This window comes from Pseudomonas sp. BF-R-19 (assembly GCF_019956445.1).
In the GTDB taxonomy this organism is placed as follows: Bacteria; Pseudomonadota; Gammaproteobacteria; order Pseudomonadales; family Pseudomonadaceae; genus Aquipseudomonas; species Aquipseudomonas fluorescens_BH.
The window spans coordinates 99,248-112,874 of record NZ_JAHBDN010000037.1; the positions used below are offsets into that span (position 1 = coordinate 99,248).

Annotated in this window: 13 protein-coding genes; 10 read left to right on the forward strand and 3 right to left on the reverse strand. The window is 57.2% G+C overall.

The genetic code is table 11. The features are described 5' to 3' along the window. Positions 1-4 precede the first annotated feature (4 nt). The 3 genes from recF to dnaA are packed head-to-tail and all read right to left on the reverse strand — an operon-like array spanning position 5 to position 3,792. Positions 5-1,108: a DNA replication/repair protein RecF gene (gene recF, locus KGB28_RS06610; RefSeq protein WP_008064628.1), complete on the reverse strand. Its 1,104-nt coding sequence runs from the start codon at positions 1,106-1,108 to the stop codon at positions 5-7. Positions 1,109-1,128: 20 nt separating this feature from the next. Then, positions 1,129-2,232 (reverse strand): DNA polymerase III subunit beta, encoded by a 1,104-nt coding sequence (dnaN, locus tag KGB28_RS06615; RefSeq protein WP_007969885.1) that lies wholly within the window; start codon positions 2,230-2,232, stop codon positions 1,129-1,131. 39 nt (positions 2,233-2,271) lie between these two features. Then, positions 2,272-3,792, reverse strand: a complete 1,521-nt coding sequence (gene dnaA / locus KGB28_RS06620) for a chromosomal replication initiator protein DnaA (protein ID WP_223443612.1) — start codon at positions 3,790-3,792, stop codon at positions 2,272-2,274. A 566-nt stretch (positions 3,793-4,358) separates the two neighbouring features. On the opposite strand from dnaA, the gene rpmH reads away from it, so the two are divergent. The 10 genes from rpmH to KGB28_RS06670 all read left to right on the forward strand — a co-directional run bounded on the left by rpmH (position 4,359) and on the right by KGB28_RS06670 (position 13,625). Then, entirely contained in the window at positions 4,359-4,493 is a 135-nt protein-coding gene (gene rpmH / locus KGB28_RS06625; protein ID WP_003213577.1) for a 50S ribosomal protein L34, read from the forward strand. Positions 4,494-4,509: 16 nt separating this feature from the next. Then, entirely contained in the window at positions 4,510-4,911 is a 402-nt protein-coding gene (rnpA, locus tag KGB28_RS06630) for a ribonuclease P protein component (protein WP_056727027.1), read from the forward strand. Continuing rightward, a complete protein-coding gene (yidD, locus tag KGB28_RS06635) occupies positions 4,904-5,149 on the forward strand; it encodes a membrane protein insertion efficiency factor YidD (protein ID WP_010207715.1) in 246 nt (81 codons plus the stop codon). Before rnpA ends, yidD begins: the two co-directional genes overlap by 8 nt. Positions 5,150-5,151: 2 nt before the next feature. Beyond that, a complete protein-coding gene (yidC, locus tag KGB28_RS06640) occupies positions 5,152-6,831 on the forward strand; it encodes a membrane protein insertase YidC (protein ID WP_223443614.1) in 1,680 nt (559 codons plus the stop codon). A 79-nt stretch (positions 6,832-6,910) separates the two neighbouring features. Continuing rightward, a complete protein-coding gene (gene mnmE / locus KGB28_RS06645) occupies positions 6,911-8,281 on the forward strand; it encodes a tRNA uridine-5-carboxymethylaminomethyl(34) synthesis GTPase MnmE (RefSeq protein ID WP_150728256.1) in 1,371 nt (456 codons plus the stop codon). 550 nt (positions 8,282-8,831) lie between these two features. Next, the gene (mnmG, locus tag KGB28_RS06650) at positions 8,832-10,730 is read left to right on the forward strand and encodes a tRNA uridine-5-carboxymethylaminomethyl(34) synthesis enzyme MnmG (RefSeq protein ID WP_223443616.1); all 1,899 of its coding nucleotides are present in this window, start codon (positions 8,832-8,834) and stop codon (positions 10,728-10,730) included. Beyond that, positions 10,727-11,371, forward strand: a complete 645-nt coding sequence (gene rsmG, locus KGB28_RS06655) for a 16S rRNA (guanine(527)-N(7))-methyltransferase RsmG (RefSeq protein WP_007969895.1) — start codon at positions 10,727-10,729, stop codon at positions 11,369-11,371. Before mnmG ends, rsmG begins: the two co-directional genes overlap by 4 nt. An 18-nt stretch (positions 11,372-11,389) precedes the next feature. Beyond that, on the forward strand, positions 11,390-12,187 hold the full coding sequence (locus KGB28_RS06660) for a ParA family protein (RefSeq protein WP_007969897.1): 798 nt from the start codon (positions 11,390-11,392) through the stop codon (positions 12,185-12,187). 9 nt (positions 12,188-12,196) lie between these two features. Beyond that, entirely contained in the window at positions 12,197-13,069 is an 873-nt protein-coding gene (locus tag KGB28_RS06665; protein WP_223443618.1) for a ParB/RepB/Spo0J family partition protein, read from the forward strand. A gap of 148 nt (positions 13,070-13,217) precedes the next feature. Next, positions 13,218-13,625: a F0F1 ATP synthase subunit I gene (locus KGB28_RS06670; RefSeq protein ID WP_150728259.1), complete on the forward strand. Its 408-nt coding sequence runs from the start codon at positions 13,218-13,220 to the stop codon at positions 13,623-13,625. The last annotated feature ends 2 nt before the right edge of the window (positions 13,626-13,627 follow it).

Sequence of the window (13,627 nt, forward strand, 5' to 3'; positions counted from 1 at the left end):
GCCTTCACTCCCGATGGTCGTGGGTCTGGGTGATACGGCCCTGTTCCACGTGGAACAGAGCGACTGGCGTTTCCGTCTGCCAGCCTTCCCTCAATAATTCGTGATCTACACAGGTGATAAAGACCTGGCAGCGTAAGTCTTCCAACAAGCGGCAAAGCGCGCGACGGTGCTGCTCGTCCAGTTCGGACGGCAAGTCATCCACCAGATAAATACACTGCCCGCGTCGAGCCTGGCTGACCAGGTGCCCCTGGGCAATCCGTAATGCGCAAACCACCAACTTCTGCTGGCCACGGGACAAGATGTCCGCAGCGTTGTGTGCGCCCAGTCTGAGACGCAAATCAGCACGTTGTGGTCCGGCCTGGGTATGCCCCATTTGCTGGTCCCGCTGCAGAGACCCGGCGAGCACAGCACTCAGTTCGCGGTCCTTGTCCCAGCCGCGGTAATAGCTGAGCGTCAAGCCTTCAAGCTCAACCAGTTCGCTCAAGGTTTGTTCAAAGACTGGTTTCAAGGCTTTGATATAAGCGCGGCGGTATTCATCAATTTCAGCGCTGGCCTGGCACAGTTCCCTGTCCCAAACCGCTTGCGAAACGGCGTCAAGTGTACCATGCCGCAGCCAAGAGTTTCTCTGGCGCAGGGCCTTCTGCAAGCGCTGCCAGGTTGACATGAAGCGCGGTTCCACGTGGAACACACCCCAGTCGAGAAACTGTCGGCGAATCTTCGGCGCACCTTCCAGCAAGCGGAAGCTGTCTGGGTTGATCAGTTGCAGGGGCAGGATCTCGGCCAGTTGTGCCGCACTGCGCGCATTCTGCCCATCGATACGGATCTGGAATTCGCCTTGTCGATCCCGTGAGATGCCCAAGGCGCTATGCCCACCCTCCGCCAGTTCAACCTGGCCAAATACCGTACAGGCAAGCTGTTCGTATTGAATGACCGGCAACAGACGGGTGCTGCGAAACGAACGGGCAAGCCCCAGCAGATGGATGGCTTCCAGAACACTGGTTTTGCCGCTGCCGTTGGCGCCGTAAAGAATATTGATGCGGGGGGAGGGGGAGAAGGTCACCGGGTGCAGATTGCGCACCGCGGTGACCGAGACGCGACTTAAGGACATCTAGCTTCTGCTGAGCATGATTACAGACGCATCGGCATGACAACGTAGGCCGAGTCGTCGTTATCCGATTCCTGCACCAGCGCGCTGCTGTTGGAGTCGGACAGGATCAGACGAACCTGCTCGGTGGTCATCACACCCAGTACGTCGAGCAGGTAGCTCACGTTGAAGCCGATTTCCAGAGAGCCGCCGTTGTATTCAACGCCCACTTCTTCTTCCGCTTCTTCCTGCTCCGGGTTGTTCGCCTGGATCTTCAACTGACCGCTGGCCAGTTGCAGACGGATACCACGGTATTTCTCGTTGGACAGAATCGCGGTACGGCTGAATGCTTCACGCAGAGCCTGACGATCGCCAAGTACCAGCTTGTCGCCGCCTTTAGGCAGAACACGCTCGTAGTCCGGGAATTTGCCGTCGACCAGTTTCGAAGTGAAGGTGAACTCACCGGTGGTGGCGCGGATGTGGTGCTGACCCAGCACGATGCTGACATTGCCGTCCGGCTCGGTGAGCAGGCGTGCCAGTTCGAGGATACCTTTGCGCGGCACGATGACCTGGTGACGATCCGGCTGACCGATATCGGCCTGCATCGAGCACATGGCCAGACGGTGACCGTCGGTGGCCACGGCGCGGATCACGCCAGCGGAAACTTCCAGCAGCATGCCGTTGAGGTAGTAACGCACGTCCTGCTGGGCCATGGCGAAGCTGGTGCGTTCGATCAGACGGCGCAGCTTGCTTTGCTCCAGGCTGCAGGTCAGCGAACCCGGGCCTTCTTCCACGGTAGGGAAGTCGTTGGCCGGCAGTGTCGACAGGGTGAAGCGGCTACGGCCAGCCTTGACCACAAGCTTCTGCTCGTCGACCTTGATGTCGATCAGCGCATCGTTCGGCAGGCTTTTGCAGATGTCCATCAGCTTGCGCGCCGGCACGGTGATGGAACCCGGATCCGCCGGCTCTTCGAGTTGAACACGACCAACCAGCTCGACTTCCAGGTCGGTACCGGTCAGCGACAATTGCTGGCCTTCGACAACCAGCAGCACGTTGGAAAGTACCGGCAAGGTCTGTCGGCGTTCGACGACGCCTGCGACCAGTTGCAGGGGTTTCAACAGGGCTTCGCGTTGAATGGTGAAATGCATGGTCTAGTCCCTTGCCTTAATAAGCTGCGCTGGTGTTTATCAAGTGGTCAGCGTACGCAGCAGGTTCTTGTAGTCCTCGCGGATGTCCGCGTCGGATTCCTTAAGTTCGTTGATCTTGCGGCACGCGTGCAAGACCGTTGTATGGTCGCGACCGCCAAACACATCGCCGATTTCCGGCAGGCTGTGGTTGGTCAGTTCCTTGGACAACGCCATGGCGACCTGACGCGGACGAGCGACCGAACGCGAACGGCGTTTGGACAGCAAGTCGGAGATCTTGATCTTGTAGTACTCGGCGACAGTGCGCTGAATGTTATCCACAGAGACCAGTTTATCCTGCAACGCCAACAAGTCCTTAAGGGATTCGCGAATCAGCTCGATGGTGATATCGCGGCCCATGAAGTGCGAGTGGGCGATCACGCGCTTGAGCGCGCCTTCCAGCTCACGAACGTTGGAGCGAATGCGCTGGGCAATGAAGAACGCGGCGTCGTGCGGCAGCTCGACTTTGGCCTGATCGGCCTTCTTCATCAGGATCGCAACGCGGGTTTCCAGCTCCGGCGGCTCGACCGCTACGGTCAAGCCCCAGCCAAAGCGGGATTTGAGGCGTTCTTCAAGGCCTTCGATTTCCTTCGGGTAGCGGTCACTGGTGAGAATGACTTGCTGGCCACCTTCGAGCAGGGCGTTGAAGGTGTGGAAAAACTCTTCCTGGGAACGCTCCTTGCGGGCGAAGAACTGAATGTCATCGATCAGCAACGCATCCACCGAACGGTAGAAGCGTTTGAACTCGTTGATCGCGTTCAGTTGCAGGGCCTTGACCATGTCCGCCACGAAACGCTCGGAATGCAGGTATACGACCTTGGCATTCGGGTTCTTCTTTAATAGATGGTTACCCACAGCGTGCATCAAGTGGGTTTTACCCAAGCCGACGCCACCATAAAGGAAGAGCGGGTTGTAACCGTGCTTGGGGTTGTCTGCCACCTGCCAGGCGGCGGCACGCGCCAGCTGGTTGGATTTACCTTCAACGAAATTCTCAAAGGTAAAGGTGCGGTTCAGGTAACTGGTGTGCTTGAGCGCACCTTCGACCTGCACGGTACGTTGCTCGGCGCGCACAGGTGCCTGTTGCGAACTGGCGCCGGCCATCGGGTCGAAGCTGTCGCGGGAAGGTTCTTCCTCGGTGACTTCGGCCACTTTTTGCGTCGCACGTTTGGTCGACGCGGCGGCAGATGCCGGCGGCGGACTGGCGGGCGCTTGAGCAGCCTGCGCCTGGGAAGCTGCGGCAGCCAGGGGAGCATTGGGCGCGGCACGGGGTGCCGAACTGCGTTTGCTACCTATTAATAAGGAAAGCGCAGGCGCCATGCCATTGCCGTGTTCATCGAGCAATTCGAGAACACGCCCCAGGTACTTTTCGTTGACCCAGTCCAGAACAAAACGATTGGGCGCATAGACACGCAACTCGTCGCCTTCGGCTTCGACCTGTAGTGGACGGATCCAAGTGTTGAATTGTTGGGCAGGCAGCTCATCGCGCAAAAGCTCCACGCACTGCTGCCAAAGTTCCACTGACACGGATATCCCCTAAGTTGAAAGCCGGTGAGGCAAAAACAAGCGGCCATTGTAGCGACCAGACGCCGACTTATCCACACGTAGGTGGTTCATCGACCAAGAAGAATCACCGTTTCTTACGCAAAAAAGGCGACCAGTGGTCTGTGTATAAGCTCTGTGGATAACCGGGGTTAAGGTCATTGCACAAGTGGGGGCGAAACTCGGTGGATAACCGGCCTGTGGATAAGGCGAGCTTTCACACACAGGTTATCCGACAGCGCAGCACAGGCTGAACACTGTTTTCCACTGTAGTTGTCATTCTCTGTACAGCAGGTAAAACAAGGGCTGAATAGAGTTATCCACAGAAGGATGCGGGCCTAGCTTTTATAAGCTTTACAGAAAAGCTTTAAATACTTTCCTTTCTTATTTTTATATCTACGTAAGGTGCAAGCGCCGAAAAACCTCTGGAGATCTATTTATAAGGAAACGTTGGTTGGAAATTGACCTGAAGGCTTGCTTTCTCTAGAATCCCCGGTCTCTTAAAACGGGGGCCATTCCGGCCCGTTGTGGACGAACCAGGTAACACGACAATGAAACGTACTTTCCAACCAAGCACTATCAAACGCGCTCGTACCCACGGTTTCCGTGCTCGCATGGCTACCAAGAACGGTCGTGCCGTCCTGTCGCGTCGTCGCGCCAAAGGTCGTGCGCGTCTGGCAGTTTGATAATCCGGCACTGGAGGTGAGTCAGGACTTCAGTCGGGAAAAGCGTCTGCTTACCCCCCGGCAATTCAAGGCAGTCTTTGACTCCCCTACCGGCAAGGTTCCGGGGAAAAATCTCCTGCTCCTTGCGCGCAACAACGATCTTGATCACCCCCGTCTCGGGTTGGTTATCGGGAAAAAGAGCGTAAAGCTCTCCGTCGAGCGCAATCGCCTCAAACGTCTGATGCGCGAATCGTTTCGCCTGAACCAGGATTCTCTGGTCGGCTGGGACATAGTTATCGTCGCGCGCAAAGGTTTGGGTGATGTAGAAAACCCCGAATTGATTCAGCATTTCGGCAAACTCTGGAAGCGTCTGGCTCGCAGTTCGCCAGTACCAGCAGTCAAAACCGAAACTGTAGGGGTAGACAGTCCAGATGCGTAAACTGGCACTCGTTCCGATCCAGTTTTATCGCTATGCCATTAGTCCCCTGATGGCCAGTCACTGTCGCTTCTACCCCAGTTGTTCCTGCTACGCGTTAGAAGCCATCGAAAATCATGGCCTTCTTCGCGGTGGCTGGCTGACCTTTCGTCGTTTAGGTCGCTGTCATCCGTGGAATCCCGGTGGTTATGACCCGGTTCCACCTATCCCTACCTCCCGTTCTTCTTCGATGGCCGAGTAATCATGGATATCAAACGCACGATCCTGATCGTCGCCCTGGCAATCGTGTCCTACGTTATGGTTCTTAAATGGAACCAGGACTATGGCCAGGCTGCCCTGCCGACTCAGAATGTTGCCACCAATACGACTGCATCGGGCCTGCCGGATACGGCATCTGGCTCCAACGCTTCTGCCAGTGACGACATTCCACGTGCTGCAAGCGACACCAGCGCACCTGCCGAAACGCCGGTGGCTGTGAGCAAGGACCTCATCCAGATCAAAACGGATGTACTGGACCTGGCTGTCGACCCACAAGGTGGCGATGTTGCCCAGCTGACCCTGCCGCTGTATCCGCGTCGTCAGGATCACCCGGAAATTCCGTTCCAGCTGTTCGATAACGGCGGCGAACGTACGTATCTGGCGCAAAGCGGTCTGATCGGCACCAACGGTCCGGATGCAAATCCGGCCGGTCGTCCGGTTTATTCCTCGGAGAAGAAGGTTTATCAGCTGGCTGACGGTCAGGACCAATTGGTCGTGGACCTGAAGTTCAGCAAGGACGGCGTCAACTACATCAAGCGTTTCACCCTGAAACGCGGCCTGTACGACGTATCCGTTTCCTACCTGATCGACAACCAGAGCGCCCAGCCCTGGAACGGTGCGATGTTCGCCCAGTTGAAACGCGACGCCAGCGCCGATCCTTCGTCGACCACGGCTACCGGCACCGCGACTTACCTGGGCGCCGCCCTGTGGACAAGTAACGAGCCGTACAAGAAAGTGTCGATGAGCGACATGGACAAGGCTCAGCTGAAAGAAACCGTCACTGGCGGTTGGGTTGCCTGGTTGCAGCACTACTTCGTGACCGCATGGATTCCGGCCAAGGGCGAAAACAACGTCGTCCAGACCCGTAAAGACAGCAAAGGCAACTACATCATCGGCTACACCGGCCCATCGATGAGTGTTGCACCGGGTGCCAAGGCCGAGACCAGCGCTGTCCTGTACGCTGGTCCGAAAAGCCAGGCCGTGCTGAAAGAGTTGTCCCCAGGTCTGGAACTGACGGTCGACTACGGCATTCTGTGGTTCATCGCCCAACCGATCTTCTGGTTGCTGCAACATATCCACGCCATTGTGGGTAACTGGGGCTGGTCGATCATCTTCCTGACCATGCTGATCAAAGGGATCTTCTTCCCGCTGTCGGCTGCCAGCTACAAATCCATGGCGCGCATGCGTGCAGTGGCACCGAAACTGGCCGCGCTGAAAGAGCAACATGGCGATGACCGGCAGAAAATGTCGCAAGCCATGATGGAGCTGTACAAGAAAGAGAAGATCAATCCTCTGGGTGGTTGCTTGCCAATCCTCGTGCAGATGCCAGTTTTCCTCTCGCTGTACTGGGTTCTGCTGGAAAGCGTCGAGATGCGTCAGGCGCCGTTCATGCTGTGGATTACTGACCTGTCGATCAAGGATCCGTTCTTCATTCTGCCGATCATCATGGGTGCAACCATGTTCATCCAGCAGCAGCTGAACCCGACTCCTCCGGATCCGATGCAGGCCAAGGTAATGAAGCTGATGCCAATCATCTTCACCTTCTTCTTCCTGTGGTTCCCGGCTGGTCTGGTGCTGTACTGGGTAGTGAACAACTGCCTGTCGATCGCCCAACAGTGGTACATCACACGTAAGATCGAAGCGGCCGCTAAAGCAGCTGCCTGATTTACACTGTGGATAACCACTCAAAACGCCCCCTAGTGGGGCGTTTTGCTATCTGTCACTTTTGTCTGGATACCGGTTTATGAGCGTTCCTCGCGAAACGATCGCAGCCGTCGCCACCGCTCAAGGTCGCGGCGGTGTAGGCATCGTGCGTATTTCCGGGCCGTTGGCCAGCGTTGCGGCCAAGGCCTTCAGCGGTCGCGAGCTCAAGCCGCGATTTGCCCACTACGGTCCGTTTTTCAGTGAAAACGACGAGGTGCTGGACCAGGGCATTGCCTTGTATTTCCCCGGCCCGAACTCGTTCACTGGCGAAGATGTACTGGAGCTGCAAGGCCATGGCGGTCCGATTGTTCTGGATATGTTGCTCAAGCGCTGCCTGGAACTGGGTTGCCGTCTCGCCCGACCGGGGGAATTCAGTGAGCGCGCCTTCCTCAACGACAAACTGGACCTCGCCCAGGCCGAAGCCATTGCCGACCTGATTGAAGCCAGTTCTGCCCAGGCTGCGCGAAACGCGTTGCGCTCCCTGCAGGGTGCCTTCTCGTCACGTGTGCATAACCTCACCGAGCAATTGATCGGCCTGCGCATCTATGTCGAAGCGGCCATCGATTTCCCGGAAGAGGAAATCGACTTCCTCGCCGATGGCCACGTCTTGAGCATGCTCGACAAGGTGCGCGACGAGTTATCCACCGTCATCCGCGAAGCCGGGCAGGGCGCCTTGCTGCGTGACGGCATGACAGTGGTCATTGCCGGTCGTCCGAATGCCGGTAAATCCAGCCTGCTCAATGCCCTGGCCGGGCGTGAAGCGGCGATCGTGACCGAAATTGCCGGCACCACCCGTGACGTCCTTCGTGAACATATCCACATCGATGGCATGCCGCTGCACGTAGTGGATACCGCCGGTCTGCGCGATACCGATGATCATGTGGAAAAAATCGGCGTCGAGCGTGCCTTGAAGGCCATCGGCGAAGCGGATCGGGTATTGCTGGTGGTCGATGCCACGGCGCCTGAAGCCCTCGATCCTTTCGCACTCTGGCCAGAGTTTCTCGAAATCCGTCCCGATCCCGCGAAAGTCACCCTGATCCGCAACAAGGCCGACCTTACGGGCGAAGCCATTGCCCTGGAGATCAGCGAGGACGGCCATGTCACCATCAGCCTGAGTGCCAAGTCTGGTGGTGTCGGGCTGGACCTGCTGCGTGAACACCTCAAGGCCTGCATGGGCTATGAACAAACGTCCGAAAGCAGCTTCAGCGCTCGCCGGCGACACCTTGAGGCACTACGTCATGCCAGTGCTGCCCTCGAGCATGGCCGCGCGCAATTGACCCTGGCCGGCGCTGGCGAGTTGTTGGCCGAGGATTTGCGCCAGGCTCAGCAGTCGCTGGGTGAAATCACCGGTGCCTTCAGCTCTGACGATCTGCTGGGGCGAATTTTCTCCAGCTTCTGTATCGGTAAGTAGCCCTCCCGTTATTCACAGACAGGCCATTCGTGCCTGTCTGCTCCCTCCTTTTCTGAAAAAAACCTCCAGTGCCGAGCGGACTTCGTCTGCTTGAGCGAATTTCCTGTACCCGAATTTCAAGCAAACGGCATCTTTCTGTGGATTAAGCCCTGTGAATAACCGTAGCTAAGGTCAGTTGATAACAGGGCTCGAAAACTGGACATAACCTCCTCTGTGGATAACAACCCCTTTCATCCACAGGCTTAAACCGGTTATCCAAGGGCCTCATTGCCACATGACCACAGGGTTTTGAATCTCTGTACATATTGAAAACAAAGGGCTGTATCAATCTATCCACAGAAAGGTATGTGCATAGAAATAAACATAAAAACAAAGATTTAATAAATTTCTTTCTTTTTAATTTCTATAACTCAGACTTTTCCACAGCTGGTTAATTTTTGTGCAAAGGGTTCTTTAGGAAGGGCGAAGTCCCTATACTTGTCGACCAGGTCCAAAAACCTGAGCTCAAACTATTCCTGAATTACCTACTTAAGCAGGCACGAGGTGCGTGGTGGATTTCCCTTCCCGTTTTGAAGTGATCGTCATCGGCGGCGGTCATGCCGGTACCGAGGCAGCACTGGCCTCAGCACGTATGGGGGTTAAAACCCTGTTGCTGACGCATAACGTGGAAACCCTCGGTGCCATGAGTTGCAACCCGGCCATTGGCGGGATCGGCAAAAGCCACCTGGTCAAGGAAATCGACGCCCTCGGCGGCGCGATGGCCATGGCTACCGATAAAGGCGGTATCCAGTTTCGCGTGTTGAACAGCCGCAAAGGCCCGGCCGTGCGCGCAACCCGCGCACAGGCAGACCGGGTTCTGTACAAGGCCGCGGTCCGTGAAATCCTGGAAAACCAGCCGAACCTGTGGATATTTCAACAGGCCGCTGACGACCTGATCGTCGAACAGGAACAAGTCCGTGGTGTTGTCACGCAAATGGGCCTGCGTTTCCTCGCCGATTCCGTGGTGTTGACCACCGGCACGTTCCTCGGTGGACTTATCCACATCGGTTTGCAGAATTTTTCCGGCGGTCGCGCCGGTGATCCGCCATCGATCGCGCTGGCTCACCGTCTGCGTGAACTGCCATTGCGTGTGGGTCGTTTGAAAACCGGTACTCCGCCGCGTATCGACGGTCGGTCTGTGGATTTCTCGGTGATGTCCGAGCAACCGGGTGATACACCGATCCCGGTGATGTCGTTCATGGGGTCCAAAGAGCAGCATCCGAAGCAAGTCAGCTGCTGGATTACCCACACCAACGCCCGCACCCACGAAATCATTGCCGCGAACCTCGACCGTTCGCCGATGTATTCCGCTGCCGGTGAGATCGAAGGGATCGGCCCGCGTTATTGCCCGTCGATCGAAGACAAGATCCATCGCTTTGCCGACAAGGAAAGCCATCAGGTGTTCATCGAACCGGAAGGTTTGACCACCCATGAGCTGTATCCGAACGGGATATCCACAAGCTTGCCGTTCGACGTGCAATTGCAGATCGTGCAATCGATCCGCGGCATGGAAAACGCGCACATCGTGCGGCCGGGCTACGCGATCGAGTACGACTACTTCGATCCACGTGACTTGAAGTACAGCCTGGAAACCAAAGTCATCGGCGGCCTGTTCTTCGCCGGGCAAATCAACGGCACAACCGGTTACGAAGAAGCCGGTGCCCAGGGTTTGCTCGCCGGGACCAACGCTGCACTGCGTGCGCAAGGCAAAGACGCCTGGTGCCCGCGTCGCGACGAGGCCTATATCGGTGTATTGGTCGACGACCTGATTACTCTCGGTACCCAAGAGCCGTACCGGATGTTCACGTCCCGTGCCGAATACCGTCTGATTCTGCGCGAAGACAACGCCGACCTGCGTTTGACCGAAAAAGGTCGCGAACTGGGCCTGGTGGATGACGTGCGCTGGGCGGCTTTCTGCAAAAAACGCGAAAGCATCGAACTGGAAGAGCAGCGCCTGAAAAGCACCTGGGTACGCCCGGGCACCGAACAGGGCGATGCCATTGCCGAAAAATTCGGCACGCCACTGACTCACGAATACAACCTGCTCAATCTCTTGAGTCGTCCGGAAATCGACTACGCTGGTCTGATCGCCGTGACCGGTGGGGGCGCAGAAGATCCACAGGTTGCCGAGCAGGTCGAAATCAAGACCAAGTACGCCGGCTACATCGATCGTCAACAGGATGAAATCGCCCGCTTGCGCGCCAGCGAAGACACCAAATTGCCTGTGGATATCGATTACACGAACATTTCCGGTCTCTCCAAGGAGATCCAGAGCAAGCTCGGCGCGACCCGTCCAGAAACCCTGGGCCAGGCCTCGCGTATCCCGGGCGTTACGCCGGCAGCCATTTCGCTGTTGATGATTCATTTGAAAAAACGCGGCGCGGGCCGTCAGTTGGAGCAAAGCGCTTGAGTTCGTTGGTCACTTCGCAACACGCAGAAGAGTTATCCACAGGTGCCCGCCAGCTTGGCGTCACGCTGACAGAAACCCAGCACGCACAACTGCTGGGTTATCTGGCCCTGTTGATCAAATGGAACAAGGCTTACAACCTCACCGCCGTGCGTGATCCGGACGAAATGGTTTCCCGTCACTTGCTCGATAGTCTGAGCGTGATGTCGTTCATCGAAAACGGTCGCTGGCTCGACGTCGGCAGCGGCGGCGGCATGCCTGGCATTCCGCTGGCGATCCTGTTTCCCGAGTCCCAGGTGACCTGCCTGGACAGCAACGGCAAGAAAACCCGCTTCCTGACCCAGGTAAAACTCGAACTCAAACTGGATAACCTGCAAGTTATCCACAGTCGCGTCGAAGCGTTCCAGCCTGCCCAGCCATTCAACGGGATCATTTCCCGGGCGTTCAGCAGCATGGAAAACTTCAGCAACTGGACTCGCCACCTTGGCGATAGCGAAACACGCTGGCTGGCAATGAAGGGCGTTCATCCGGCCGATGAGCTGGTAGCATTGCCGGCAGACTTCCACCTCGATAGCGAACACGCCCTGGCCGTACCTGGTTGCCAAGGCCAACGCCATCTGCTGATACTGCGCCGCACGGCATGATTGGGAACACAAGCAAGAATGGCTAAGGTATTCGCGATTGCGAACCAAAAAGGTGGCGTGGGCAAAACCACCACCTGCATCAACCTCGCAGCATCCCTGGTCGCAACCAAGCGTCGGGTGCTGTTGATCGATCTTGATCCACAGGGCAACGCCACCATGGGTAGCGGTGTGGATAAACATGGCCTGGAAAACTCGGTCTACGACCTGCTGATTGGAGAATGTGATCTGGCCCAGGCCATGCACTTCTCCGAACACGGTGGTTACCAGCTGTTGCCGGCCAACCGCGACCTCACCGCGGCCGAAGTGGTGCTGCTGGAAATGCAGATGAAGGAAAGCCGCCTGCGCAGCGCGCTGGCGCCGATCCGGGAAAACTACGATTACATCCTGATCGACTGCCCGCCGTCGCTGTCGATGCTGACCTTGAACGCACTGGTTGCCGCCGACGGGGTCATTATCCCCATGCAGTGCGAGTACTTCGCACTCGAAGGCTTGAGCGACCTTGTGGATAACATCAAGCGTATCGCTGAACTGCTGAACCCGAACCTCAAGGTCGAAGGCCTGCTGCGTACGATGTACGACCCGCGCCTGAGCCTGATGAACGATGTCTCGGCGCAGCTCAAGGAACACTTCGGCGAGCAGCTCTACGACACCGTCATTCCGCGCAACATCCGTCTGGCCGAAGCGCCAAGCTACGGCATGCCGGCGCTGGCGTACGACAAAGCATCGCGAGGCGCCGTTGCCTACCTGGCATTGGCGGGCGAAATGGTTCGACGTCAACGCAAAAACTCACGCATCGCCGCTGCTCAGGCAACTTAAGGAATCCCCATGGCCGTCAAGAAACGAGGTCTCGGACGTGGACTGGATGCTCTGTTGAGTGGTCCGACTGTCAACTCGCTGGAAGAACAAGCGGCGCAAGCCGATCAGCGAGAGCTGCAGCACCTGCCCCTGGATCTGCTCCAGCGCGGCAAGTACCAGCCGCGTCGTGACATGGATCCGCAGGCGCTCGAAGAGCTGGCACAGTCGATCAAGGCCCAGGGCGTCATGCAGCCCATCGTGGTTCGCCCGATCGGCAGCGGCCGCTTTGAAATCATTGCCGGCGAACGTCGCTGGCGCGCCAGCCAGCAAGCCGGCCAGGAAACCATCCCGGCGATGGTTCGCGATGTACCCGATGAAACCGCGATCGCCATCGCGCTGATCGAGAACATCCAGCGCGAAGACCTGAACCCGATTGAAGAAGCGGTGGCCTTGCAGCGTTTGCAGCAGGAGTTTCAGCTGACCCAGCAACAGGTGGCGGAAGCTGTGGGCAAGTCCCGGGTGACCGTGGCCAACCTATTGCGCCTGATTTCCTTGCCGGAAGTCATCAAGACAATGTTGTCCCACGGCGACCTGGAAATGGGTCATGCCCGTGCTTTGCTCGGTTTGCCGGAAATTCAACAGGTTGAAGGGGCGCGACATGTTGTCGCACGCGGGCTGACCGTGCGCCAGACCGAGGCACTGGTTCGCCAGTGGTTGAGTGGCAAACCGGAGCCTGTTGAAGCGGCAAAACCGGACCCGGATATCGCCCGTCTCGAACAGCGCCTGGCCGAGCGCCTAGGCTCTGCGGTGCAGATCCGCCACGGTAAGAAGGGTAAAGGGCAATTGGTGATTGGCTACAACTCACTGGATGAGCTTCAAGGCGTACTTGCACATATCCGCTGAAACATTTCCTCATGTAGCGTGCAGTCGGAAATCACTACCTGACAGTTGAATAGGGGCAGAACCGCCCCTATACTCTGCGCGCATTTTGTCGGCACAAATTATGCCAAGTTATTGAATTTCGGCAGCCGACCATTGGAGAGTAAAAGTGATGGAAACCCGCACGCCAAACCGCTTGCCCTTCCATCGCCTGGCAGTTTTTCCGGTGTTAATGGCTCAGTTTGTCGTGTTGCTGATCGCCGCTTTGGCGCTCTGGTACCGATATGGAGTCGTTGCCGGGTACTCGGGACTTTGCGGAGGCCTGATAGCCTTGCTGCCCAATGTTTATTTCGCTCACAGGGCATTTCGGTTTTCCGGCGCCCGAGCAGCCCAGTCCATCGTCCGGTCTTTTTATGCCGGCGAGGCAGGCAAACTGATTTTGACGGCAGTGCTGTTTGCACTGGTGTTTGCAGGTGTGAAGCCACTGGCGCCGATTGCAGTATTCGGTGTCTTCGTGCTGACTCAGTCAGTCAGCTGGTTCGCTCCCCTGCTGATGAGAACAAGACTTTCGAGACCTTAGGG

Coding starts and splice junctions, on each gene's coding strand:
- recF (WP_008064628.1), bottom strand. CDS start 1,108: ATGTCCTTAAGTCGCGTCTCGGTCACCGCGGTGCGCAATCTGCACCCG.
- dnaN (WP_007969885.1), bottom strand. CDS start 2,232: ATGCATTTCACCATTCAACGCGAAGCCCTGTTGAAACCCCTGCAACTG.
- rpmH (WP_003213577.1), top strand. CDS start 4,359: ATGAAACGTACTTTCCAACCAAGCACTATCAAACGCGCTCGTACCCAC.
- yidD (WP_010207715.1), top strand. CDS start 4,904: ATGCGTAAACTGGCACTCGTTCCGATCCAGTTTTATCGCTATGCCATT.
- yidC (WP_223443614.1), top strand. CDS start 5,152: ATGGATATCAAACGCACGATCCTGATCGTCGCCCTGGCAATCGTGTCC.
- mnmE (WP_150728256.1), top strand. CDS start 6,911: ATGAGCGTTCCTCGCGAAACGATCGCAGCCGTCGCCACCGCTCAAGGT.
- KGB28_RS06660 (WP_007969897.1), top strand. CDS start 11,390: ATGGCTAAGGTATTCGCGATTGCGAACCAAAAAGGTGGCGTGGGCAAA.
- KGB28_RS06665 (WP_223443618.1), top strand. CDS start 12,197: ATGGCCGTCAAGAAACGAGGTCTCGGACGTGGACTGGATGCTCTGTTG.
- KGB28_RS06670 (WP_150728259.1), top strand. CDS start 13,218: ATGGAAACCCGCACGCCAAACCGCTTGCCCTTCCATCGCCTGGCAGTT.